General features: G+C 50.7%; 27 protein-coding genes and 1 other annotated feature. Of the genes, 14 read left to right on the top strand and 13 right to left on the bottom strand.

What is annotated here, in order from left to right; translation table 11 throughout:
- Positions 1-193: 193 nt before the first annotated feature.
- The 3 genes from clpB to rluD all read right to left on the bottom strand — a co-directional run bounded on the left by clpB (position 194) and on the right by rluD (position 4,605).
- Positions 194-2,767 (bottom strand): ATP-dependent chaperone ClpB, encoded by a 2,574-nt coding sequence (clpB, locus tag OGX99_RS00005; RefSeq protein ID WP_187253035.1) that lies wholly within the window; start codon positions 2,765-2,767, stop codon positions 194-196.
- Positions 2,768-2,896: 129 nt separating this feature from the next.
- Positions 2,897-3,628 carry a purine nucleoside phosphorylase YfiH gene (yfiH, locus tag OGX99_RS00010; protein ID WP_286542217.1) on the bottom strand — a complete coding sequence of 244 codons (732 nt, stop codon included), beginning with the start codon at positions 3,626-3,628 and terminating at the stop codon, positions 2,897-2,899.
- On the bottom strand, positions 3,625-4,605 hold the full coding sequence (rluD, locus tag OGX99_RS00015) for a 23S rRNA pseudouridine(1911/1915/1917) synthase RluD (RefSeq protein WP_278238514.1): 981 nt from the start codon (positions 4,603-4,605) through the stop codon (positions 3,625-3,627). Before rluD ends, yfiH begins: the two co-directional genes overlap by 4 nt.
- A 131-nt stretch (positions 4,606-4,736) precedes the next feature.
- Between rluD and bamD the strand changes: the two genes are divergently transcribed.
- The 4 genes from bamD to pheA all read left to right on the top strand — a co-directional run bounded on the left by bamD (position 4,737) and on the right by pheA (position 7,493).
- Complete coding sequence (gene bamD, locus OGX99_RS00020; protein WP_151218106.1) at positions 4,737-5,474, top strand: outer membrane protein assembly factor BamD; 738 nt, start codon at positions 4,737-4,739, stop codon at positions 5,472-5,474.
- A 269-nt stretch (positions 5,475-5,743) separates the two neighbouring features.
- Positions 5,744-6,082, top strand: coding sequence for a ribosome-associated translation inhibitor RaiA (gene raiA / locus OGX99_RS00025; protein WP_151218107.1), 339 nt, complete (start codon positions 5,744-5,746; stop codon positions 6,080-6,082).
- 102 nt (positions 6,083-6,184) lie between these two features.
- Positions 6,185-6,310 (top strand) — a sequence feature (Phe leader region).
- Positions 6,186-6,233 (top strand): pheA operon leader peptide PheL, encoded by a 48-nt coding sequence (gene pheL / locus OGX99_RS00030; RefSeq protein WP_100250063.1) that lies wholly within the window; start codon positions 6,186-6,188, stop codon positions 6,231-6,233. (Overlaps the previous feature by 48 nt.)
- A gap of 22 nt (positions 6,311-6,332) precedes the next feature.
- The gene (gene pheA, locus OGX99_RS00035) at positions 6,333-7,493 is read left to right on the top strand and encodes a bifunctional chorismate mutase/prephenate dehydratase (RefSeq protein ID WP_003031243.1); all 1,161 of its coding nucleotides are present in this window, start codon (positions 6,333-6,335) and stop codon (positions 7,491-7,493) included.
- A gap of 44 nt (positions 7,494-7,537) precedes the next feature.
- On the opposite strand, the gene tyrA is transcribed toward pheA, so the two are convergent.
- Together tyrA and aroF are read right to left on the bottom strand one after the other, a co-directional pair.
- Positions 7,538-8,659: a bifunctional chorismate mutase/prephenate dehydrogenase gene (gene tyrA, locus OGX99_RS00040; RefSeq protein WP_151218108.1), complete on the bottom strand. Its 1,122-nt coding sequence runs from the start codon at positions 8,657-8,659 to the stop codon at positions 7,538-7,540.
- 10 nt (positions 8,660-8,669) lie between these two features.
- Positions 8,670-9,740: a 3-deoxy-7-phosphoheptulonate synthase AroF gene (gene aroF, locus OGX99_RS00045; protein WP_151218109.1), complete on the bottom strand. Its 1,071-nt coding sequence runs from the start codon at positions 9,738-9,740 to the stop codon at positions 8,670-8,672.
- A 215-nt stretch (positions 9,741-9,955) separates the two neighbouring features.
- Here aroF and OGX99_RS00050 point away from each other — a divergent pair, with 215 nt between their 5' ends.
- The 4 genes from OGX99_RS00050 to OGX99_RS00065 all read left to right on the top strand — a co-directional run bounded on the left by OGX99_RS00050 (position 9,956) and on the right by OGX99_RS00065 (position 12,721).
- Positions 9,956-10,330 carry a DUF2799 domain-containing protein gene (locus OGX99_RS00050; RefSeq protein ID WP_151223949.1) on the top strand — a complete coding sequence of 125 codons (375 nt, stop codon included), beginning with the start codon at positions 9,956-9,958 and terminating at the stop codon, positions 10,328-10,330.
- Positions 10,331-10,488: 158 nt separating this feature from the next.
- Positions 10,489-11,007 (top strand): regulatory sequestration protein YfiR, encoded by a 519-nt coding sequence (yfiR, locus tag OGX99_RS00055; protein WP_151218111.1) that lies wholly within the window; start codon positions 10,489-10,491, stop codon positions 11,005-11,007.
- Positions 11,000-12,226, top strand: coding sequence for a diguanylate cyclase DgcN/YfiN (dgcN, locus tag OGX99_RS00060; protein WP_187260360.1), 1,227 nt, complete (start codon positions 11,000-11,002; stop codon positions 12,224-12,226). Before yfiR ends, dgcN begins: the two co-directional genes overlap by 8 nt.
- 12 nt (positions 12,227-12,238) lie before the next feature.
- A complete protein-coding gene (locus OGX99_RS00065; protein WP_151218113.1) occupies positions 12,239-12,721 on the top strand; it encodes an OmpA family protein in 483 nt (160 codons plus the stop codon).
- Between the two features lie 128 nt (positions 12,722-12,849).
- Here OGX99_RS00065 and rplS read toward each other — a convergent pair whose 3' ends face one another.
- The 5 genes from rplS to ffh all read right to left on the bottom strand — a co-directional run bounded on the left by rplS (position 12,850) and on the right by ffh (position 16,519).
- Entirely contained in the window at positions 12,850-13,197 is a 348-nt protein-coding gene (gene rplS / locus OGX99_RS00070) for a 50S ribosomal protein L19 (protein ID WP_002914145.1), read from the bottom strand.
- Between the two features lie 39 nt (positions 13,198-13,236).
- The gene (gene trmD, locus OGX99_RS00075; RefSeq protein ID WP_003031232.1) at positions 13,237-14,004 is read right to left on the bottom strand and encodes a tRNA (guanosine(37)-N1)-methyltransferase TrmD; all 768 of its coding nucleotides are present in this window, start codon (positions 14,002-14,004) and stop codon (positions 13,237-13,239) included.
- Between the two features lie 44 nt (positions 14,005-14,048).
- Complete coding sequence (gene rimM / locus OGX99_RS00080) at positions 14,049-14,597, bottom strand: ribosome maturation factor RimM (RefSeq protein WP_003031230.1); 549 nt, start codon at positions 14,595-14,597, stop codon at positions 14,049-14,051.
- Positions 14,598-14,615: 18 nt separating this feature from the next.
- Positions 14,616-14,864 (bottom strand): 30S ribosomal protein S16, encoded by a 249-nt coding sequence (rpsP, locus tag OGX99_RS00085; protein WP_003031228.1) that lies wholly within the window; start codon positions 14,862-14,864, stop codon positions 14,616-14,618.
- 293 nt (positions 14,865-15,157) lie between these two features.
- Positions 15,158-16,519, bottom strand: a complete 1,362-nt coding sequence (gene ffh, locus OGX99_RS00090; RefSeq protein WP_003031226.1) for a signal recognition particle protein — start codon at positions 16,517-16,519, stop codon at positions 15,158-15,160.
- 165 nt (positions 16,520-16,684) lie between these two features.
- Here ffh and OGX99_RS00095 point away from each other — a divergent pair, with 165 nt between their 5' ends.
- Together OGX99_RS00095 and OGX99_RS00100 are read left to right on the top strand one after the other, a co-directional pair.
- Positions 16,685-17,476, top strand: a complete 792-nt coding sequence (locus tag OGX99_RS00095; protein ID WP_151218114.1) for a cytochrome C assembly family protein — start codon at positions 16,685-16,687, stop codon at positions 17,474-17,476.
- Between the two features lie 18 nt (positions 17,477-17,494).
- A complete protein-coding gene (locus OGX99_RS00100) occupies positions 17,495-18,784 on the top strand; it encodes an HlyC/CorC family transporter (protein ID WP_187253037.1) in 1,290 nt (429 codons plus the stop codon).
- Positions 18,785-18,834: 50 nt separating this feature from the next.
- Here OGX99_RS00100 and grpE read toward each other — a convergent pair whose 3' ends face one another.
- On the bottom strand, positions 18,835-19,428 hold the full coding sequence (gene grpE, locus OGX99_RS00105; protein ID WP_286542221.1) for a nucleotide exchange factor GrpE: 594 nt from the start codon (positions 19,426-19,428) through the stop codon (positions 18,835-18,837).
- 121 nt (positions 19,429-19,549) lie between these two features.
- Here grpE and nadK point away from each other — a divergent pair, with 121 nt between their 5' ends.
- The 3 genes from nadK to bamE all read left to right on the top strand — a co-directional run bounded on the left by nadK (position 19,550) and on the right by bamE (position 22,669).
- Positions 19,550-20,428 (top strand): NAD(+) kinase, encoded by an 879-nt coding sequence (gene nadK / locus OGX99_RS00110; protein WP_151218116.1) that lies wholly within the window; start codon positions 19,550-19,552, stop codon positions 20,426-20,428.
- A gap of 85 nt (positions 20,429-20,513) precedes the next feature.
- Complete coding sequence (gene recN, locus OGX99_RS00115) at positions 20,514-22,175, top strand: DNA repair protein RecN (RefSeq protein ID WP_286537487.1); 1,662 nt, start codon at positions 20,514-20,516, stop codon at positions 22,173-22,175.
- 149 nt (positions 22,176-22,324) lie between these two features.
- Positions 22,325-22,669 carry an outer membrane protein assembly factor BamE gene (bamE, locus tag OGX99_RS00120; protein WP_003826401.1) on the top strand — a complete coding sequence of 115 codons (345 nt, stop codon included), beginning with the start codon at positions 22,325-22,327 and terminating at the stop codon, positions 22,667-22,669.
- 50 nt (positions 22,670-22,719) lie between these two features.
- Here the strand turns inward: bamE and OGX99_RS00125 are convergent, their stop codons facing one another.
- Together OGX99_RS00125 and ratA are read right to left on the bottom strand one after the other, a co-directional pair.
- Positions 22,720-23,016 carry an RnfH family protein gene (locus OGX99_RS00125; protein ID WP_151218118.1) on the bottom strand — a complete coding sequence of 99 codons (297 nt, stop codon included), beginning with the start codon at positions 23,014-23,016 and terminating at the stop codon, positions 22,720-22,722.
- Positions 23,000-23,443 carry a type II toxin-antitoxin system RatA family toxin gene (gene ratA, locus OGX99_RS00130; RefSeq protein WP_210905271.1) on the bottom strand — a complete coding sequence of 148 codons (444 nt, stop codon included), beginning with the start codon at positions 23,441-23,443 and terminating at the stop codon, positions 23,000-23,002. The genes OGX99_RS00125 and ratA overlap by 17 nt, the downstream gene beginning before the upstream one ends.
- A 154-nt stretch (positions 23,444-23,597) precedes the next feature.
- On the opposite strand from ratA, the gene smpB reads away from it, so the two are divergent.
- Positions 23,598-24,080 (top strand): SsrA-binding protein SmpB, encoded by a 483-nt coding sequence (smpB, locus tag OGX99_RS00135; RefSeq protein ID WP_003031211.1) that lies wholly within the window; start codon positions 23,598-23,600, stop codon positions 24,078-24,080.
- Positions 24,081-24,277 lie beyond the last annotated feature (197 nt).

Consider the following 24,277-nt stretch of genomic DNA (forward strand, 5'->3'; position numbering starts at 1 on the left):
CCCCGCTGACCCGGCGGCTTGTAATCCGTTGTTCCGTGTCAGTGGAGGCGCATTATAGGGAGTTATTTGAGGCTGACAAGTTAAAAATACAAAAAACCTATCAAGCGATTACTTTTCAATCGATCACTCTGTTTTTGCCTGGTTATTAAACAAAAACGAGCCCCTCAGGGCCCGTTTATGGTCATTTAGTGACTTACTGCACTGCCACAATGCGATCGTCGTTAACTTCCAGGCGAATCGTTTTGCCAGGAATCAGCTCACCAGACAGGATTTGCTGAGCCAGCGGGTTTTCGATCTGTTGCTGGATAGCGCGTTTCAATGGACGTGCGCCATAGACTGGATCGTAACCATTCGCGCTCAGCAGTTTAAGCGCCTCGTCAGAGATGTGAATTTCATAACCACGCTCTTCCAGACGTTTATACAGACGCTGCAGCTGGATCTGAGCAATAGAAGCAATGTGCTGCTCACCCAACGGATGGAATACAACGACCTCATCTATACGGTTGATGAATTCCGGACGGAAGTTATGGCTCACAACGCCCAGCACCATATCCTTCATGTGGCCATAATCCAGCTCCCCGAAGCGTTCCTGAATCAGGTCCGATCCCAGGTTTGAGGTCATGATGACAACCGTGTTACGGAAATCGACCGTTCTCCCCTGCCCGTCAGTCAGACGACCATCGTCAAGCACCTGCAACAGGATGTTGAACACATCCGGATGCGCTTTCTCCACTTCATCGAGCAGAATGACAGAGTAAGGACGACGGCGTACCGCTTCCGTCAGATACCCACCTTCCTCATAGCCGACATATCCCGGAGGCGCCCCGACCAGACGAGAGACAGAGTGTTTCTCCATAAACTCGGACATATCGATACGCACCATTGCGTCGTCGCTGTCGAACATAAAATTAGCCAGCGCCTTACACAGTTCGGTTTTACCGACACCGGTTGGGCCAAGGAACAGGAATGAACCAATCGGACGATTCGGGTCGGACAACCCTGCACGGCTACGACGGATGGCGTTAGAAACCGCTTCCACCGCTTCATTCTGGCCAATCACGCGGCTGTGCAGTTCCTGCTCCATACGTAACAGTTTTTCCCGCTCGCCTTCCAGCATGCGGGCAACCGGGATCCCGGTCCAGCGCGCCAGCACTTCTGCAATTTCTGCATCCGTCACTTTATTACGCAGCAGACGCATGGTTTTGCCTTCAGACTGGGTGGCGGCTTCGAGCTGTTTTTCCAGTTCAGGAATTTTGCCATACTGCAGTTCGGACATCCGCGCCAGATCGCCGACACGACGCGCCTGTTCAATGGCGATTTTCGCCTGTTCCAGCTCAGCCTTGATAGTTTGCGTTCCAGAAAGGGAAGCTTTTTCAGCTTTCCACTCTTCTTCTAACTCAGAATACTGGCGCTCTTTATCATCCAGCTCTTCGTTGAGCATATCGAGACGTTTTTTACTCGCCTCATCAGACTCTTTCATTAATGCCTGCTGTTCCAGTTTGAGCTGGATAATACGGCGGTCGAGTCTGTCGAGTTCCTCCGGCTTGGAGTCAATCTGCATACGAATGCTGGATGCCGCTTCGTCAATGAGGTCGATAGCTTTATCAGGCAACTGACGATCGGCAATATAGCGGTGAGACAGCGTAGCTGCCGCGACAATCGCCGGGTCAGTAATCTGCACGTGGTGGTGCAGCTCATAACGCTCTTTCAGACCACGCAAAATCGCGATGGTATCTTCTACTGAAGGTTCGGCCACAAACACTTTCTGGAAACGACGTTCCAGCGCAGCATCTTTTTCGATGTACTGGCGATACTCATCAAGCGTTGTTGCGCCTACACAGTGCAGTTCCCCACGTGCCAGTGCAGGTTTCAGCATATTTCCGGCGTCCATTGCGCCATCGGCTTTACCCGCCCCAACCATAGTGTGTAACTCATCAATAAACAGGATGACATTGCCTTCCTGTTTAGAAAGATCGTTCAGCACACCTTTTAAGCGTTCTTCAAACTCACCACGATATTTGGCTCCAGCCACCAGCGCCCCCATATCCAGCGCCAGCACACGGCGGCCTTTTAAGCCTTCCGGCACTTCACCATTGATGATGCGTTGAGCCAGCCCTTCAACAATCGCTGTTTTACCGACCCCGGGCTCACCGATTAACACCGGGTTGTTTTTAGTACGACGCTGCAGCACCTGAATGGTGCGGCGAATTTCTTCATCACGACCGATAACCGGATCGAGTTTGCCCTGCTCGGCACGTTCGGTCAGATCGACGGTATATTTTTTCAAGGCCTGACGTTGGTCTTCAGCCCCCTGGTCATTCACGCTTTCACCTCCACGCATTTGTTCAATTGCCTGAGTGATATTGGCGGTCGTCGCGCCTGCTGATTTTAATAAATCGGTCAGCGTACCGCGTGACTCAAGCGCTGCCAGAACGAACAGTTCTGACGAAATAAAGTTGTCCCCACGTTTTTGCGCCAGCTTGTCGCAAAGATTCAGAACACGCACCAGATCCTGAGAAGGCTGCACATCACCACCGGTACCTTCTACCTGCGGCAAACGGCTCAACGCCTGGTCAATAGCTGTACGTAACTGGCCAGCATTAATGCCAGCGGACGTTAATAAAGGACGTACCGATCCCCCTTCCTGATTCAGCAAGGCGCTCATTAGATGAAGTGGTTCGATGAATTGATTGTCGTGCCCCAATGCGAGTGACTGGGCATCGGCAAGAGCAAGCTGGAATTTATTGGTAAGACGATCCAGACGCATAACTCCTCCCATAACAGGTCAAAATTGCTACTGGAGATTAAATGAGGTCATCCCTCAATTATTCAAGGTTAATGACCTGAATTATGTGAAAAGAAAATTACACGTACCGGATCGTCTTGATTCTTTAGGTTATATCAGCCAAATAAAACTTGCCATACGCCCCGTGGTATTGTCGCGACGATAAGAGAAGAACGTCTCGCTTTCGCTGAAGGTGCAACGGTCGCCGCCGTAAAGGTTCTCCACACCGACATTTGCCAGACGTTGGCGCGCAAGCTGATAGATATCCGCCAGATATTTGTCATCACGCGGGACAAATGCGATGTCCGCTTGCGGATCTTTCTCCATAAACGCTTCGCGGACTTCTGCTCCCACTTCAAACGCGTCCGGGCCAATCGCCGGGCCTAGCCAGGCGATAATGTTTTCAGGTTTGTCGGCAAAACACGCCACCGTCTCTTCCAGCACACCTGCGCATAATCCTCGCCAACCCGCATGGGCCGCCGCAACCTCCGTTCCTGCGCGATTGCAAAACAGCACCGGCAAACAGTCAGCCGTCATCACCGCACACACGGTGCCCGGCATGTTGCTGTATGAAGCATCTGCACGTTTGGAGGCGTAAGGCTCGCCAGTCAGTTTCAGAACGTCCTTACCGTGGACCTGTTCCAGCCAGACGGGTTTTGCAGGCAGATTGCCCGCAGCAAACAGCCGCATGCGGTTCTCCTCAACATGCTCCGGGTTATCACCGCAATGGGCACCCAGATTCAGCGAATCGTAAGGCGACATACTGACACCGCCAATACGAGTAGAACTACACGCCACGACACCCTGCGGTATCGGCCACTGCGGGACAATTAGCTTACTCATAGCCAGGCAATATCATCCTTATGTTCTTCGAAATCAGCACGCATCACTTCAATCAACTGCACCATATCTTGTGGAATTGGCGCGTGCCATTCCATTTCGATACCGGAAATTGGGTGATACAAACGCAGCATGGTCGCGTGCAGCGCCTGACGATCGAACTTACGCAATATGGAGATAAATTCGTCAGAAGCGCCTTTCGGTGGACGCGGACGACCGCCGTAGACCTGATCGCCCACCAGCGGATGGGTGATATGCGCCATGTGCACGCGGATCTGGTGCGTACGTCCGGTTTCCAGACGCAACCGCAGACGCGTGTGCACACGGAAGTGTTCCATAATGCGATAGTGCGTCACCGCCGGTTTCCCCATCGGGTGTACCGCCATGTGCGTACGCTTAGTCGGGTGACGGCTAATCGGCTCCTCAACGGTTCCGCCTGCCGTCATGTGACCAATCGCCACGGCTTCGTACTCACGGGTAATTTCACGCAGCTGCAGCGACTCCACCAGTCGCGTTTGCGCAGGAACGGTTTTTGCCACCACCATTAATCCCGTCGTGTCTTTATCCAGACGGTGCACAATACCGGCACGAGGAACATCCGCGATCGGCGGGTAGTAATGCAGCAATGCATTCAAGACCGTGCCATCAGGATTACCGGCGCCCGGATGCACCACGAGATCACGGGGTTTGTTGATGACAAGAATGTCGTCATCTTCATAAACGATATCCAGCGGGATATCCTGAGGTTCAAAACGCACCTCTTCGTCAATTTCTGCATTGATGGAGACGCGTTCTCCACCCAACACTTTTTCTTTCGGTTTATCGCAAAGATTGCCATTTACCAGCACGCGCTGATCAAGGATCCATTCTTTTATGCGCGATCGTGAATAATCAGGGAACAATTCGGCCAAAGCCTGATCTAAGCGTTGACCGAGCTGATTTTCGGAGACTGTTGCGGTGAGTTCTACTCGTTGTGCCATAAACTGCTTCTTCGTTTAACGTTGGGTTTTACGGCTTTGCCGTTTAATATAGTGTGCTATTGTAGCTGGTCTTAACCGGGAGCAGGAACAGAGAATCTCCCGTAATACATTTTGAGGAAAGTCAAAACGTCATGACGCGCATGAAATATCTGGTGGCAGCAGCCACGTTGAGCCTGTTTTTGGCGGGTTGCTCTGGTTCAAAGGAAGAGGTGCCCGATAATCCGCCAAATGAAATCTACGCGACTGCTCAGCAAAAGCTGCAGGACGGTAACTGGAAACAGGCAATAACGCAATTGGAAGCGTTGGATAACCGTTATCCATTTGGACCGTATTCTCAGCAGGTGCAATTAGATCTCATCTACGCCTACTACAAAAACGCCGATCTGCCGCTTGCTCAGGCTGCCATCGATCGTTTTATCCGACTTAATCCGACACACCCTAACATTGATTATGTCATGTATATGCGTGGCCTGACCAATATGGCGTTGGACGATAGCGCACTGCAAGGGTTCTTTGGTGTTGATCGCAGCGATCGCGATCCGCAACACGCCCGAGCTGCGTTTAATGACTTTTCCAAACTGGTACGTGGCTATCCGAACAGCCAGTACACTACTGACGCCACCAAACGTCTGGTATTCCTGAAGGACCGTCTGGCGAAGTATGAATACTCCGTTGCGCAATACTACACTGCCCGCGGAGCATGGGTCGCTGTGGTAAACCGTGTGGAAGGTATGCTACGCGACTACCCTGATACTCAGGCAACACGTGATGCTCTGCCGTTAATGGAAAAAGCTTATCGCCAGATGCAGATGAATGCGCAGGCAGAAAAAGTAGCGAAAATCATTGCCGCTAACAGCAGCAATACCTGATTTACCTCAGAATGCAAAACGGCAGCCCTTGGGCTGCCGTTTTTTTATCCGTTAACGCCACAACTGAAGCGGTTTAGCTGCAACGCATCTCATCAAATATGGCCTGCTTTCTGGTATTCCTCAAGTAAAATATCGCCTGTTCCTGCTGTGCCTCACAAAAAGGTTTTCTTGACAAAAAGCGACAAAATAATGTGATTTAAATCACACATTTTGACATTAGGAACGGTATGCTGGAATCACCAAGACGGGAAAGACAAGAGGTAAAATTTATGACAATGAACATTACCAGTAAACAAATGGAAATTACTCCGGCAATTCGCCAGCATGTCGCAGACCGTCTCGCCAAACTTGAAAAATGGCAAACTCATCTGATTAATCCACATATCATTCTGTCTAAGGAGCCACAGGGTTTCATTGCTGATGCCACCATCAATACACCGAACGGACATCTGGTCGCCAGCGCAAAACACGAGGATATGTACACCGCAATTAACGATTTGATCAACAAGCTGGAACGGCAGCTCAATAAAGTGCAGCACAAAGGCGAAGCCCGTCGTGCAACAGCTTCAGTAAAAGACGCCAACTTCGTCGAAGCAGAAGAAGAGTAGTCCCTTACATTGAGTGTATCGCCAACGCGCCTTCGGGCGCGTTTTTTGTTGACATGGTGAAAACAGTACGGGTACTTTACTGATATAGCCAAAGGAAAATTACATGAAACTTGTCCCGTTCTTCTTCGCATTCTTTTTTACCTTCCCCTGAATGGGAGGCGTTTCGTCGTGTGATAAAGAATGCGAAGACGAACAATAAGGCCTCCCACCACGGGGGGCCTTTTTTATTGATAACAAGAAAGGCAACACTATGACATCGGAAAACCCATTGCTGGCGCTGCGCGATAAGATCAGCACGCTGGATGAAAAATTACTGGCCCTGCTGGCTGAGCGACGTGGACTGGCCGTAGAAGTTGGCAAAGCAAAACTGCTTTCGCATCGTCCGGTTCGTGATATCGACCGTGAGCGCGACCTGTTAGACCGCCTGATTCAGCTTGGCAAAGCACATCATCTTGATGCTCATTATATTACTCGCCTGTTCCAGCTGATTATCGAAGACTCCGTCCTGACACAACAGGCACTGCTCCAGCAGCATCTGAACAAAATCAATCCGCACTCTGCGCGCGTAGCCTTCCTCGGCCCAAAGGGTTCATATTCTCACCTCGCCGCCCGTCAGTATGCCGCCCGCCACTTTGAACAATTTATTGAAAGCGGCTGCGCAAAATTTGCCGATATCTTTAATCAGGTTGAAACCGGACAAGCTGACTACGCGGTGGTTCCGATTGAAAACACCAGTTCCGGCGGGATTAACGACGTTTACGACCTGCTACAACACACCAGCCTGTCTATCGTTGGCGAGATGACCATCACAATTGACCACTGTGTGTTGGTATCCGGCACGACGGATCTCGAGACTATTGAAACGGTTTACAGCCATCCGCAGCCGTTCCAGCAGTGCAGCAAATTTCTGAGTCGCCATCCACACTGGAAGATTGAGTACACCGAAAGTACCTCTGCGGCAATGGAAAAAGTTGCGCAGGCTAACTCGCCGCGCGTGGCGGCTCTGGGGAGCGAAGCCGGAGGCGTACTGTATGGTTTGCAGGTTCTTGAGCACATTGAAGCTAACCAGACGCAAAACATCACCCGCTTCGTGGTACTGGCGCGCAAAGCAATCAATGTTTCTGACCAGGTTCCGGCAAAAACCACGCTGCTGATGGCGACAGGACAACAGGCGGGTGCGCTGGTTGAAGCGCTGCTGGTATTGCGCAACCATAATCTGATTATGACCAAACTGGAGTCACGCCCAATTCACGGCAATCCGTGGGAAGAGATGTTTTACCTGGATATTCAGGCCAACCTGGAATCGCCTCAGATGCAAAAAGCATTGAAGGAACTGGGTGAGATTACGCGTTCGATGAAAGTACTTGGCTGCTATCCAAGTGAAAATGTGGTGCCGGTCGATCCGAGCTAACGTTTTATAATGCCGGATAGCGCTAAGATTATCCGGCATTCTATTTACTGGCGGCTATCGTTAGCCTGGCGCAACAACGTACGGCTTTCGCTCTGAAAGCGCTGAGCGTAATCGCCAAACCAGTGCTCCACCTTACGGAAGCTGTCGATAAACGCTTGCTTATCGCCCTGCTCCAGTAAACCGATCGCCTCACCAAAACGTTGGTAGTAGCGTTTGATCAGCGCAAGGTTGCTCTCAGACGACATAATAATATCAGCATAGAGCTGCGGATCCTGGGCAAACAGACGTCCTACCATCGCCAGCTCAAGGCGGTAAATCGGCGAAGAGAGCGCCAGCAACTGTTCCAGTTGAACATTCTCTTCCGCTAGATGCAGACCGTAAGCAAAAGTCGCAAAGTGACGTAGTGCCTGAATAAACGCCATATTCTGGTCGTGTTCAACGGCGCTGATCCGATGCAACCGCGCCCCCCACACCTGAATCTGTTCGAGAAACCACTGATAAGCTTCCGGCTGACGTCCGTCACACCAGACGACGACCTGCTTGGCCAGACTGCCGCTGTCCGGACCAAACATCGGATGCAATCCCACCACCGGGCCATCGTGCGCCGCCAGCATCGCCTGCAAAGGACCATTTTTCACCGAAGCCAGATCCACCAGGATACAGTCAGAAGGCAGGCGCGGTAATTTGGCGATCACCTGCTCGGTGACGTGGATCGGCACACTGACGATCACCATGCCGGCATCAGAGACGATCTCCGGCGCGCGATCCCAGTCCTGCTGTTCCAGGATCCGCACCTGGTAACCTGACAAGGTGAGCATTTTTTCGAACAGACGTCCCATCTGACCACCGCCACCGACGATCACCACCGGGCGCAGAGAAGGACAAAGTGTTTTAAACCCTTTGTCATTTTCGCTGGAGTAGGACTCACGCATAACCCGACGCAACACATCTTCAATCAGGTCCGGTGGCACGCCCAGAGCTTCCGCCTCTGCCCGGCGGGAGGCCAGCATAGAGGCTTCCCGCTCCGGTACGTAGATCGGCAGCCCAAAGCGGCTTTTTACTTCACCGACTTCGGCAACCAACTCCAGGCGGCGTGCCAGTAAGTCCAGCAACGCCTTGTCGACTTCATCAATTTGATCGCGTAATGCGGTCAATTCAGCAACCATAACCAACCTCTTATGCTACACGCGCCGACAGCTGACCGTTTAAATCCTGGCTAATTTCACGCAACAGCGCATCCGTCATTTCCCAGCTAATGCAGGCATCGGTTACGGACACGCCGTATTTCATTTCGCTGCGCGGCTGTTCAGAAGACTGGTTGCCTTCGTGAATATTACTTTCGATCATCAAGCCAATGATCGAGCGATTGCCATCTTTGATTTGTGCAATCACAGATTCAGCCACGGCAGGCTGGCGGCGGTAATCTTTATTGGAGTTACCATGACTGCAATCTACCATCAGAGAAGGTCGTAGTCCCGCCTGCTCCATCTCTTTTTCGCACTGGGCGACATCTGCCGGACTGTAGTTCGGCGCTTTACCACCACGCAGGATCACGTGACCGTCCGGATTCCCCTGAGTTTGCAACAGCGCAACCTGCCCGGCCTGATTAATACCAACAAAGCGGTGCGACTGTGCCGCCGCTCGCATGGCATTAATGGCGGTCGCAAGACTACCGTCAGTACCATTCTTAAAGCCGACCGGCATGGAAAGACCGGAAGCCATTTCGCGGTGAGTCTGCGATTCCGTGGTACGGGCTCCGATTGCGGACCAGCTAAACAGATCGCCCAGGTATTGCGGACTATTTGGATCCAGCGCTTCAGTTGCCAGCGGCAGTCCCATATTCACCAGTTCAAGCAGCAGTTGACGCGCAATTTTCAGTCCTGCTTCAACATCAAAAGAGCCATCCATGTGAGGATCGTTAATTAACCCTTTCCAGCCGACGGTGGTACGGGGTTTTTCAAAATAGACGCGCATCACCAGGTAGAGGCTATCGCTGACCTCTGCGGCAAGGGCTTTAAATCGACGAGCGTACTCAATAGCCATTTCAGGATCGTGAATGGAGCATGGACCACATACCACCAGCAAACGCGGATCGCGACCGGCGATAATATCTGAAATGATTTTACGCGACTGGGAGATTTGCGCTTCTTGCGCCTGGCTCAGCGGAAATTCAGCTTTCAGCTGCTCCGGAGTCATCAGAACCTGTTCGTCGGTAATATGTACGTTGTTCAGCGCGTCTTTTTGCATGATGGTGATCCTGTTTAGCTCGTTTGCGATAGTTGATCCTCAGTGAGGAGGTGATAACGATAACACAACAGGTAAAGATTTCAATCCACAATCCGTAAATTTTAATTTACAACACACAATTAATCAGCAGAAAAAGCCGTTAATAATGTACAATTAAATTTACACCATTCAATATTCAAATCCGCTATGCTTAAAAAAACAAGGGAGCACGGGCAATGAAGCAACTCATCAGCACCTTATTTCTATTCCTTCTTAGCGGTTGTCAAATAGATCCCTATACCCACGCCCCCACCTGGACAGGGACCGACTGGTACGATGCCGGTATACAAGATGCCATTTCGGGCTATGCCGTTAAAGATAATGAAACTCTTGCCGACAACTTCAATGATCCCGACGTCGATCGTACGAAATATCTTAAGGGTTTCGCCGAGGGGCAACGTAAAATCTGCCAGCAGGATTTTGTTTACGCCAGGGGGCTGGCCGGGAAAACCTTTCCCCAAAGTTGTGATACGGTCGAAAATGTAGACCAGTTACATAATGCCTGGCAAAAAGGATCAAATGAAGGCTCAGCCTCAATAAGATTAAATTAAACAATGAGTTAAACTTTACAATCAACTAGGATTTAACTTAAATCACCAGCAGCTTTATCCCTGGAATAATGACGACTTAGGAAAATAATGTTATTTTGTCCTAAACAATTTTGAATGTATTTCGACGCTTTACGGCAAATGCTGGTAGGTAACTATTCATGAGCTATTCTTACCGACTCATACTTCTACTGGCACTGCTCCTGACCGGGTTACCGCTGTACGCCCAAAGCATTACAGAAGAAGCAAAATCTGTACGTGCTATGGTTTCCGGTATCGTTAGTTATACACGCTGGCCTGCACTTTCCGGGCCGCCCAAACTGTGTATTTTCTCTTCATCGCGTTTTTCCAGTGTTCTGGAAGATACCAGTACTGGGGCATTACCCTATCTTCCCGTCATCATTCGTACGGAACAAGAAATATTAGTTTCGCAGTGTGACGGTTTTTATTTTGGAAAAGAATCACCTACTTATCAGGTGGAATTAAAGAATAAATATCCGACTAAGGCATTGTTATTAATTGCCGAACAGAATCCCGAATGCGTTATTGGCAGCGCCTTTTGCCTCATAATTAAAGATGAAGATGTGAGATTTTCCGTAAATATGGATTCCCTTTCACGCAGTGGCGTAAGGGTCAGTCCAGACGTATTGATGCTTGCACGGAATAATAAGCATGGATAAGGGCCATTCTCCTGTAACACGCCCGACGTTTAAGCGGACATTACGGCGTATCAGCATAATCAGTGTCCTGGTGACGATGACGTTGATCTGGTTGCTGCTCAGCATTTCTTCCGTGCTGGCATTGAGACAGTATGCGCAAAAGAACCTGGATTTGACCGCTGCAACCATGACCCGTACGCTTGAAGCTGCGCTCGTTTTTTCTGATAGCGTCGCGGCAACGGAAACGCTGGCTGCACTGGGCCAGCAAGGGCAATTTTCCGTTGCGGAAGTTCGTAATAAAAACCAAAAGGCGATCGCCACCTGGCGTTATAACGCGCAGGACACCACGGAGAAGATCAGCGGACTGATCAGCCACTGGCTGTTCCCACAACCGGTTACTAAGCCTATTTTGCATAATGGCAACGTCATCGGCGAAGTACGATTGACCGCGCGCGATAGCGTCATTAGTCATTTCATTTATTTGTCGCTGGCCGTTCTTACCGGGTGCATTCTGTTGGCATCAGGCATTGCATTAATGCTCACTCGCTATTTACACAATGGCGTCGTGGAAGCCCTGCAAAATATAACTGAAGTGGTACATGATGTTCGTACCAACCGTAATTTTTCACGACGTGTATCCGAAGAGCGCATTGAAGAGTTTCATCTTTTTGCCCAGGATTTTAATAGTCTGCTGGACGAGATGGAGGAGTGGCAACTTCGACTGCAGGCAAAGAACGCTCAGCTTTTGCGTACTGCACTCCATGATCCTCTGACGGGCCTGGCGAATCGTGCCGCATTTCGTAGCAGTATTAACGCGCTGATGAATGACGATGTCACCCACAGCAGTTCCGCATTGTTATTTCTTGATGGTGATAATTTTAAATTTATTAATGATACCTGGGGCCACGCTGCGGGGGATCGGGTTCTGATTGAAGTCGCAAAAAGGCTGTCCGAGTTTGGCGGTAATCGACATTCGCCATACAGACTTGGCGGCGACGAGTTCGCGATGGTGCTATATAGCGTTCATTCTGAATATGAGGTACAGCGGATCTGTGCGGCACTTTCACAAGAGTTTGACCGACCTTTTGACCTGCATAATGGTCATTTAGCAAGCATGACACTCAGTATCGGTTTTGCGCTGACGTGGGAACATGCCTCTGCCGAGAAATTACAAGAACTTGCCGATCAAAATATGTATCAGGCCAAACATATGCGTTCTGAACGCACTATTATTAAATAAGGAATCACACACATGCTAAAACGCTTATTATCCCCATTTCTTTTGCTTTTACTGGTTGTGGCAGGCTGTCAGGCTCCTCAGGGAAAATTTACCCCAGAGCAAATTGCAGCCATGAAATCGTACGGATTTACTGAAGCTTCCGGAGACTGGTCTCTTGGCCTGTCTGACAACATCCTGTTTGATAAAAACGACTACAAGCTCCGCCCCGAAAGCGAAAAACAGATCCAGGAAATGGCTTCCAAACTGGCTGCTACCGGGCTTAACCATGCGCGCCTGGACGGTCATACCGATAACTACGGCGAAGACAGTTACAACGAAGCTCTGTCGCTCAAACGCGCGAATGTGGTTGCCGATGCCTGGGCACAGGGCGCCAACATTCCCCGCGCCAACCTGACAACTCAGGGGCTTGGGAAGAAATACCCGATCGCAAGCAACCAGACGTCAAAAGGTCGTGCTGAAAACCGTCGCGTTGCAGTCGTGATCTCGACGCCGTAATGAATATTCAACTGACTGCGCGCCGCGCAGTCATCTAATAACAAAAAACAAATGAATAAAGGTCGGAATAAAAAAAGGGCCAGCCTTTCGGCCAGCCCTTTTCTAACAGGATGTCGCTTGCGAGAATCTTAGTTAAGACGCTCTTTGATACGAGCAGACTTACCAGTGCGCTCACGCAGGTAGTACAGTTTAGCTTTACGAACAGCACCACGACGTTTAACAGCAATGCTGTCAACTACCGGAGAGTGAGTCTGGAAGACACGCTCAACGCCTTCGCCGTTGGAAATTTTACGAACAGTGAATGCAGAGTGCAGACCGCGGTTACGAATAGCGATAACCACGCCCTCGAATGCCTGCAGACGTTTTTTGGAACCTTCAACAACCCATACTTTCACTTCCACGGTATCACCCGGACGGAAGGAAGGTACGTCCTGCTTCATCTGTTCTTGTTCAAGTTGCTTAATAATGTTGCTCATAATTTAATCTCTTATCCTGGGTAAACTGATATTGGGGGCTTACGCCTGCCCATCATGTTTATGTTGCTGTTGCGCGTGTTCCTTTTTGAACTCCGCCAGCAACCTTGCTTGCTCTTCAGTCAGAGCCAGGTTTTCCAGAAGTTCAGGTCTTCTAAGCCAGGTCCGGCCCAGCGACTGCTTCAAACGCCAGCGACGTATCTCAGCATGGTTTCCTGACAGTAACACTGCCGGTACTTCCATCTGCTCTAACACTTCAGGTCGGGTATAGTGTGGGCAATCCAGCAATCCATCAGCAAACGAATCTTCGATTGCTGAAGCCTCATGACCCAGAACCCCCGGAATAAACCGGGAAACGGAGTCTATCAGCGTCATTGCTGGTAACTCACCACCGCTGAGGACGTAATCGCCGATTGACCATTCTTCGTCAATTTCGGTTTGAATCACGCGCTCATCTATTCCTTCATAGCGACCACACACCAGAATCAGCTTTTGATTCGTGGCCAGTTCGCTAACGCCCGCTTGATCAAGCTTGCGTCCCTGAGGTGAGAGATAAATCACCTTTGCGCCTTCACCAGCCGCAGCTTTCGCTGCATGAATGGCGTCCCGTAAGGGTTGCACCATCATTAACATCCCCGGTCCGCCGCCGTAAGGACGATCGTCCACGGTACGGTGCCGGTCATGAGTAAAGTCACGAGGACTCCAGCTCTGGATGTTTAGCAGGCCATTTTTTACTGCCCGGCCAGTTACCCCGTAATCGGTAATTGCGCGGAACATTTCTGGAAACAGGCTAACGATACCTATAAACACAAGCCAATCCCCATAACGCCGACTTTTACCGTTTATCCGGTGGTTTAAAAACCAGGATCCCAATCTACTTCGATAGTTCGAGTAGCGAGATCGACTTTCTTGATAACCTGCCCATCGAGGAACGGCACAAGACGTTCCTTGATACCAAACGCATCTTTCAGGTTTGCCTTGATGACGATGACGTCATTCGAACCGGTTTCCATCATATCGACGACTTTACCGAGATCGTAGCCTTCAGTGGTCACTACCTGGCAGCCCATAAGGTCTTTCCAGTAGTAAGAACCATCTTCCAGCGCTGGCAACTGCGAGGAATCCACGACAATTTCGCAATTAGTCAGTAGATTCGCCGAATCACGATCGTCAACGCCTTTCAGCTTGATGATCAGATCCTGATTGTGGTGCTTCCAGCTTTCCAGCTGTACTTGCTGCCACTGACCCGCCTTCTGGATAAACCAGGGCTGATAGTCAAAAATGCTTTCGGCGTCTTCAGTGGAAGAAAACACTCTGAGCCAACCACGGATACCGTAAGAAGACCCCATTTTCCCCAAAACAATGGGTTCCACAGGAGCCTGTGCGGCGAGTTGCTTGCTCATCATGACCACCGTGACAGATTAAGCTGCTTTGTTTGCTGCTTTGATCAGCGTAGCTACGCGATCAGAAATAGTCGCGCCCTGGCCAACCCAGTGAGCGATGCGATCCAGATCCAGGCGAGTGCCTTCTTCTTTTTCGCTAGCGATTGGGTTAAAGAAGCCAACGCGCTCGATGAAGCGACCGTTGCGTGCATTACGGCTGTCGGTAACAACAACCTGGTAGAACGGACGCTTTTTAGCGCCGTGACGAGCTAAACGAATAGTAACCATAACATCCTCTTGTGTGAATAAAACACCCAGGCCCCATCGAGGAACGGAGCCCGGGTGTCATATTAAAAGCCCGAAAATTTTACTGATTTCTGGGGAAAATGCAATCAGCAGTTGATAACTCTGCTATAAAAGGCCGTCGGCAGTGCCGTCAGCCTCCGGAGCGTACACGCAGTACGTGAGCATTTACTCGCTCCGCTCGCCCTTCGGGCCGCCCTAAAGGGCGTTCAAAACACTACAGTGTTTTGTCGAGCACACTCCGGTGTCAAAATGGCAAATAAGGTAGCCCGATATATTTATCTACCGGGGAAGCCGGGCGGCATCATCCCCTTCATACCACGCATCATCTTAGCCATACCGCCCTTCTTCATTTTCTTCATCATGCGCTGCATGTCGTCGAACTGTTTCAGAAGGCGGTTTACGTCCTGTACCTGCATACCGCAACCAGCAGCAATACGGCGTTTACGGGAACCTTTGATGATTTCTGGCTTAGCGCGTTCTTTCATCGTCATCGAGTTGATGATGGCTTCCATACGCACCAGCACTTTATCGTCCATTTGCGATTTCACGTTGTCAGGGATCTGACCCATGCCCGGTAGCTTGCCCATCAGACTTGCCATACCGCCCATGTTTTTCATCTGGTTGAGCTGCTCAAGGAAATCGTTGAGATCGAAGCCATCGCCTTTTTTCAGCTTGCTGGCTAATTTCTCGGCCTGCGCGCGATCAACTTTGCTTTCGATATCTTCGATAAGCGACAGCACGTCGCCCATGCCGAGAATACGTGAAGCAATCCTGTCCGGATGGAACGGCTCCAGTGCTTCAGTTTTCTCCCCGACGCCGAGGAATTTAATCGGCTTGCCGGTGATGTGGCGAATAGAGAGCGCGGCACCGCCACGAGCATCACCATCAACTTTAGTCAGCACCACACCGGTTAACGGCAGCGCTTCGTTAAAGGCTTTGGCGGTATTTGCAGCATCCTGACCGGTCATGGCATCGACCACAAACAGCGTTTCTACCGGCTTGATAGAAGCGTGAACCTGTTTGATTTCGTCCATCATCGCTTCATCAACGTGCAAACGACCGGCGGTATCCACCAGCAGCACGTCGTAGAATTTGAGTTTGGCTTCTTTCAGCGCGGCGTTAACGATATCAACCGGCTTCTGGCCGACATCCGACGGGAAGAAGTCCACACCGACCTGCTCGGCCAGCGTTTCCAGCTGTTTGATCGCCGCCGGGCGATACACGTCTGCGGAAACCACCAGCACTTTCTTCTTGTGCTTCTCACGCAGGAACTTACCCAGCTTACCGACGCTGGTGGTTTTACCCGCACCCTGCAGGCCCGCCATCAGCACAACGGCTGGCGGCTGTGCAGCCAGATTCAGGGTCTGGTTTTCTTCGCCCATTGCCGCAACCAGTTCGTTACGGACAATCTTGACGAACTCCTGACCCGGCGTCAGGCTTTTGTTAACTTCATGACCAACCGCTTTCTCTTTTACGCGATTGATAAACTCACGCACTACCGGCAGCGCTACGTCAGCCTCCAGCAGCGCCATGCGCACTTCGCGCAGCGTTTCTTTAACGTTGTCTTCAGTAAGGCGTCCACGGCCACTGATATTGCGCAGCGTGCGCGACAAACGATCGGTTAAATTATCAAACATTGTCTCTCGCCTGGGGTGGAAACGGTCGGTCGCGACAGCGACACATCAACAGAAATTTGTCGCAGTATAACATGAAGCCGCCTTTGTTGTTATGCAACGGTTGGAGCCGCGGTCACGTAACGCTATACTGCTTTTCTTTATCACTGGCCAACTGTCGACACCTATATGCCCGTTTTTGCTCTGCTCGCCCTTGTCGCCTACTCAGTCAGCCTTGCGCTGATTATTCCCGCTCTGCTGCAAAAAAACAGCGGCTGGCGGCGTATGGCTATTCTCTCTGCGGTCGTCGCGCTGGTGTGCCATGCTGTCGCTCTGGAAGCACGTATTCTACCCGGCGGTGAAAGCGGACAAAACCTGAGTCTGCTGAACGTTGGCTCGCTGGTGAGTCTGATGATCTGTACCGTGATGACCATCGTCGCGTCGCGCAATCGCGGCTGGCTATTGCTGCCCATTGTCTACGCCTTTGCGCTAATCAATCTCGCCTTTGCCACGTTTATGCCTAACGAGTTCATCACCCATCTCGAAGCTACGCCGGGCATGATGATTCACATCGGGCTGTCGCTGTTCGCTTATGCCACGCTGATTATCGCCGCGCTCTATGCGCTACAGCTGGCATGGATTGACTACCAGTTAAAAAACAAAAAATTGGCCTTCAGCAATGAAATGCCACCGCTGATGAGTATTGAGCGGAAAATGTTTCATATCACCCAAATCGGCGTGGTTCTGCTGACGCTCACCCTGTGCACCGGCCTGTTTTACATGCACAACCTGTTCAGCACGGAGAACATTGATAAAGCAGTCCTCTCTATCGTGGCATGGTTTGTCTATATCGTTCTGTTGTGGGGGCATTACCATGAAGGCTGGCGCGGACGTCGCGTCGTATGGTTTAACGTCGCAGGCGCAGGCATTCTGACGCTGGCCTATTTCGGCAGCCGTATCCTGCAGCAGTTCGTGAGTTAAATCTTTAAGGAACCCTACGTGGAACACATCTCCACCACCACACTCATTGTCACGCTTCTCATCATGGTGGTCATATCCGCCTATTTTTCCGGTTCTGAAACCGGAATGATGACCCTGAATCGCTACCGTCTACGTCATCGGGCCAAGCAGGGAAATCGTCAGGCGAAACGCGTTGAAAAGTTACTGCGCAAGCCGGACCGTCTGATAAGTCTGGTACTCATCGGGAATAACCTGGTGAATATTCTGGCCTCCGCGCTCGGTACCATTGTCGGTATGCGCCTGTATGGCGATGCGGGCGTCGCCATTGCCACCGGGGTATTGACGTTTGTAGTGCTGATATTTGCCGAAGTACTGCCAAAGACCATTGCCGCGCTTTATCCGGAAAAAGTCGCCTATCCAAGCAGCGTCCTGCTGGCCCCACTGCAGATTCTGATGATGCCGTTGGTCTGGCTACTCAATACCATCACGCGGCTGCTAATGCGCATGATGGGCATCAAAACGGATATCGTGGTGAGCGGTTCGCTGAGCAAAGATGAACTGCGAACGCTGGTGAATGAATCGCGCTCGCAAATTTCACGCCGTAACCAGGATATGCTGCTGTCCGTGCTGGATCTGGAAAAAGTCAGCGTCGATGACATCATGATCCCGCGTAACGAAATCATCGGTATTGATATTAACGATGACTGGAAGTCTATCGTACGTCAGCTTTCGCACTCTCCGCACGGCCGCATTGTGCTGTACCGAGACTCGCTGGACGATGCTATCAGTATGCTGCGCGTGCGTGAGGCCTGGCGATTAATGGCAGAAAAAAAAGAGTTCACCAAAGAGACCATGTTACGCGCCGCCGACGAAATCTATTACGTCCCGGAAGGTACACCGCTTAGCACCCAGCTCATTAAGTTTCAGCGAAATAAAAAGAAAGTGGGTCTGGTCGTTAATGAATATGGCGATATTCAGGGACTGGTCACGGTTGAGGATATTCTGGAAGAGATTGTCGGCGACTTCACCACCTCAATGTCACCCACGCTTGCCGAAGAAGTAACGCCGCAAAATGATGGCTCAGTGATCATTGACGGCAGCGCCAACGTTCGTGAAATCAATAAGGCGTTTAACTGGCACCTGCCGGAAGATGACGCCCGGACCGTGAATGGTATTATTCTTGAAGCACTGGAAGAGATCCCGGTTGCCGGTACGCGTGTGCGTATTGGGCAGTATGATATCGATATTCTCGACGTCCAGGACAATATGATTAAGCAGGTGCAGGTCTTGCCGGTCAAACCGCTACGGGAAAGCGTGTCGGATCAGTGAGCGTAATTCAGGCCGGGTAGCGCGTGAGCATTACCCGACCTGAAAGCTGATTAGCCTTTGGCTTTCGCCACAGAGACCATCGCGGCGCGAATGGTACGTCCGTTCAGGGTATAACCTTTCTGCATAACCATCAGCACATTACCGGCGGCAACGTCGTCAGACTCTACCATTGCAATGGCCTGGTGCACGTTCGGGTCCATCGGCACATCAATATCGGCCACCACCTGTACGCCAAACTTCGCCACAACATCTAGCATTGACTTACGGGTCAGCTCAATACCTTCAACCATCGCAGCCATCGCGTCATTATTTTTGTCCGCCACTTCCAGCGCGCGGTCCAGACTATCCAGCACCGGCAGCAGTTCGTTGACGAATTTTTCCAGCGCAAATTTATGCGCTTTTTCTACGTCCAGTTCGGTACGACGACGCAGGTTTTCCATTTCCGCTTTGATACGCAACACGCTGTCGCGCTCGCGAGTTTCGGCTTCAGCAAGCTGAGCTTCCAGATTCGCAATTTTTTCATCGCGCGGATCCACCTGCTCAGCAGGAGCGTTTGATTCAACCGCCTCAACTTCTTCGTGCTGATCCATGATAATTTCTTCCGGGGCTTGCCCCTCAGGCGTTTTCTGTTCTTTACTACTCATGAATTTCTCCGCGTTTTTTCGCATTCATCTCGCTAACCTGGATTATTATGGGGATAAGATTCAGGGTTTCAAGGGAAGTACTCACATTGTCACTAATCTTCGTTACAAGGACCTCGAGAAAATGAACAAACATTTCAAGTGTATTGGCATTGTGGGGCATCCACGTCACCCCACTGCACTGACCACACATGAAATGCTCTACCGCTGGCTTTGCGCCAAAGGTTATGAGGTTATCGTCGAGCAACAAATCGCCCACGAGCTGCAGTTGAAAAATGTGAAAACCGGTACGCTCGCAGAGATTGGCCATCAGGCAGACCTCGCCGTGGTCGTTGGCGGTGATGGCAATATGTTGGGTGCGGCACGCACTCTGGCACGTTATGACATCAAGGTTATCGGGATTAACCGCGGCAACCTCGGTTTCCTGACCGATCTAGACCCTGACAATGCCCAGCAGCAGTTAGCTGACGTGCTGGAAGGCCACTACATCAGCGAAAAGCGCTTTCTACTCGAAGCCCAGGTGTGCCAGCAAGATTGCCAAAAGCGCATTAGCACGGCCATCAATGAAGTTGTGCTGCACCCCGGAAAAGTGGCGCACATGATTGAATTTGAAGTCTATATTGATGAAATCTTTGCCTTCTCTCAGCGTTCTGACGGGCTAATTATCTCCACCCCTACCGGCTCTACCGCCTATTCGCTCTCTGCCGGAGGCCCAATTCTGACGCCTTCTTTAGATGCTATTACGCTGGTACCGATGTTCCCGCATACGCTTTCTGCGCGACCGCTGGTGATCAACAGTAGCAGCACGATTCGCCTGCGCTTTTCACATCGCCGGAACGATTTGGAGATCAGCTGTGACAGCCAGATCGCCCTGCCTATCCAGGAAGGTGAAGACGTATTGATTCGCCGCTGTGATTATCATCTGAACCTGATACACCCCAAAGATTACAGCTATTTCAATACATTAAGCACTAAGTTAGGCTGGTCAAAAAAATTATTCTAATTTAACGCCAACCTCTTTACTGTATAAAAAACCAGTTTATACTGTATGTAATTACAGTAATGGTTTTTCATACAGGAAAACAGCTATGTTGGCACAACTGACCATCAGCAATTTTGCTATCGTTCGTGAACTTGAGATCGATTTTCAGAGCGGAATGACCGTCATTACCGGCGAGACTGGTGCGGGTAAGTCCATTGCCATTGATGCCCTCGGTTTGTGCCTGGGCGGCAGGGCCGATGCTGACATGGTGCGTACAGGCGCCACCCGAGCCGACCTGTGCGCCCGTTTTGCCTTAAAAGACACCCCCGCGGCCCTGCGCTGGCTGGAAGAAAACCAGCTTGAGGAGGGTCGTGAGTGTTTGCTGCGTCGCGTAATCAGCAACGATGGCCGCTCCCGAGGCTTTATCAACGGCACCGCCGTTCCCCTGTCGCAACTGCGCGAGCTGGGACAACTGCTTATTCAAATCCACGGCCAGCACGCGCACCAACTCCTGACGAAATCTGAACACCAAAAAGCCCTGCTTGATGGTTATGCCAATGAAGTGTCCCTGACTCAGGAAATGGCCGCGCGCTACCAGCTGTGGCACCAGAGCTGTCGCGACCTCGCCCATCATCAACAACAAAGCCAGGAACGCGCGGCCCGGGCGGAGCTGTTACAGTATCAGTTAAAGGAACTGAACGAATTTAGCCCGCAGCCGGGCGAATTTGAGCAAATTGATGAAGAGTACAAACGTCTGGCTAACAGTGGGCAATTGCTCACGTCCAGCCAACAGGCACTGGCTATCATGGCAGACGGCGAAGACGTTAATCTGCAAAGTCAGCTGTATACGGTAAAACAGCTGGTTAGTGAACTGGCAGGAATGGACGGTAAGCTCTCCGGTATTCTGGACATGCTGGAAGAGGCGACCATCCAGCTCAGTGAAGCCAGCGACGAGCTTCGCCACTATTGCGATCGTCTGGATTTAGACCCTAACCGCTTGTTCGAACTGGAGCAACGTATTTCCAGACAAATCTCGTTGGCGCGTAAGCATCATGTTGCCCCTGAAGCACTGCCACTGTTCTACCAGTCATTGCTGGATGAGCAACAACAACTGGACGATCAGGCAGACTCACTCGAAACATTAACCCTGGCGGTGAACAATCATCACCAGCAGGCGCTGGAAACGGCAAAAATGCTGCATCAGCAGCGTCAACATTATGCTCAGGAACTGGGACAACTTATTACAGAGAGCATGCATGCTCTCTCGATGCCGCACGGTGTCTTTTGTATTGATGTGAAATTTGAGGAACACCATCTGAGCGCAGACGGTGCCGATCGCGTGGAATTTAAAGTTACCACTAACCCCGGTCAGCCGTTACAGCCCATTGCGAAAGTCGCTTCTGGCGGCGAGCTGTCTCGCATTGCGCTGGCTATTCAGGTCATCACCGCACGTAAAATGGAAACCCCTGCCCTGATTTTCGATGAGGTGGATGTCGGTATTAGCGGCCCGACTGCTGCTGTGGTGGGTAAAATGCTGCGTCAGCTAGGTGAGTCAACCCAGGTTATGTGTGTGACTCACCTGCCGCAGGTTGCTGGCTGCGGTCATCAACATTTCTATGTCAGCAAAGAAACTGACGGCGCAATGACCGAAACACACATGCAGCCGCTTGATAAACGCGCTCGTCTGCAGGAATTAGCCCGCCTGCTTGGCGGGAGCGAAGTGACGCGCAATACCCTCGCAAATGCAAAAGAACTGCTGGCGGCATAAACTTTTTTACCTTGTGAAGGTCTGAGTTCAACATAAAATCGCCGACCGACCCGACAGCAAAAGGTTTTAAAGTGGTGAAAGGTCTATTATCATCGGCATATTACATATGAGCCGCGTACTGCTCGGGCCCGAAAAGGAATCAAATCACTATGCGCTGTAAAACGCTGACTGCTGCTGCAGCAGTACTACTGATGTTGACTGCAGGCTGTTCCACTCTGGAGCGAGTGGTTTACCGCCCTGACATCAACCAGGGAAATTATCTGACACCTACCGATGTCGCCAAAGTGCGTACAGGTATGACGCAACAGCAAGTTGCTTATGCTCTGGGTACACCAATGATGTCCGATCCTTTTGGTACTAACACCTGGTTTTATGTGTTCCGTCAGCAGCCTGGGCATGAAGGTGTAACACAGCAAACGCTGACGCTGACCTTTAACAGCAGCGGCGTATTGACCAACATTGATAACAAACCCGCTCTGACCGACAACAAGTAGGTTTGAGAGATCAAAAAAAGGTGCTCAATGAGCACCTTTTTTATTGTCTGTTATTTTTTAGCGGATTTTTCTGCTCGCTGCCTGCGCAGTTCTTTTGGATCAGCAATCAATGGCCGATAAATTTCCACCCGATCGCCGTCATGAAGAACATCGGCTAGCTTAACCGGACGGCTGTAGACGCCCACTTTATTTTTACTGAGATCGATATCGGTACGTAATTCCAGCAGCCCGGAAGCACGAATAGCCTCTTCCACCGTTGCACCCTGCTGCAGCGTGACGCGCTGTAAATACTGTTTCTCGGGCAGCGCGTACGCTACTTCAACAACAATTTTAGCCGACGCTGACACTGTAAACCTCTTTCGCGCGAAGCGTGAAGGCCTGCACCATGTTAGAAGCCAGCTCTTTAAAGATGCGGCCAAACGCCAGCTCGATTAACTTATTGGTGAACTCAAAATCGAGATGAAACTCAATACGACACGCTTCATGGCTTAGTGGCGTAAACTTCCAGCCGCCAATCAGTTTCTTGAACGGTCCATCGACCAGATGCATCAGGATGCTCTGATTACTGGTCAGTTGATTGCGCGTGGTGAACGTTTTGCTGATCCCTGCTTTCGAGACATCCACAGCGGCCGTCATTTGTCCTGGAGTCGACTCCAGCACGCGGCTACCGGTGCAACCCGGTAAAAACTGGGGATAGGATTTAACATCATTCACTAGCTGATACATCTGTTCCGCACTGTAAGGTACTAAAGCGGTCCGGCTAATCTGAGGCATAACAATTTCCATCAATATCAATCACGCAAATAATACCATTTATCCCCTGCTAAAAAAAACGCTATAGCCTAACTCGTGCTAAGATAGCGCCTTGCGCCCCGCTGGATGAAATGGGGTGTTTTTCGATTCCAGATTACCTATACTGAGCGGCATTATGACGAAGAAAAAAGCACACAAACCTGGCTCAGCCACAATCGCGCTTAACAAGCGCGCACGACACGAATACTTTATTGAAGAAGAGTTCGAAGCAGGCCTCGCCTTGCAGGGTTGGGAAGTCAAATCCCTGCGCGCGGGTAAAGCTAACATCGGCGACAGCTATGTCATTCTTAAAGACGGCGAAGCGTTCCTGTTTGGCGCCAACTTCACGCCGATGGCGGTGGCCTCAACGCACGTAGTATGCGATCCCACTCGCACCCGTAAGTTGTTGTTAAACCAGCGCGAGCTCGACTCCTTGTATGGTCGAATGAATCGTGATGGTTATACCGTTGTTGCGCTTTCGCTGTACTGGAAAAATGCCTGGTGCAAAGTGAAAATTGGCGTTGCAAAAGGTAAGAAACAGCACGACAAACGCTCTGATGTCAAAGAACGCGAATGGCAGTTAGATAAAGCGCGTATTATGAAAAATGCTGGCCGCTAAACGCCACTCCACTGCAACCAGTCTCTCATCTTGAGGCTGGTTCTTATTTTTTAGTTATTGAACCCTGCCCAATACATTCACCCAACTTATAGTATATTTATGCTGAATCGTCCAAAGATGAAATAACCCCTCTATCATTATGGTAGCTGTCTATAGTCTAATAATATAAAAGTTCAAGATCATAAATTTGTATTTTA

Source organism: Citrobacter sp. Cu096, from assembly GCF_030332285.1.
GTDB lineage: Bacteria > Pseudomonadota > Gammaproteobacteria > Enterobacterales > Enterobacteriaceae > Citrobacter > Citrobacter meridianamericanus.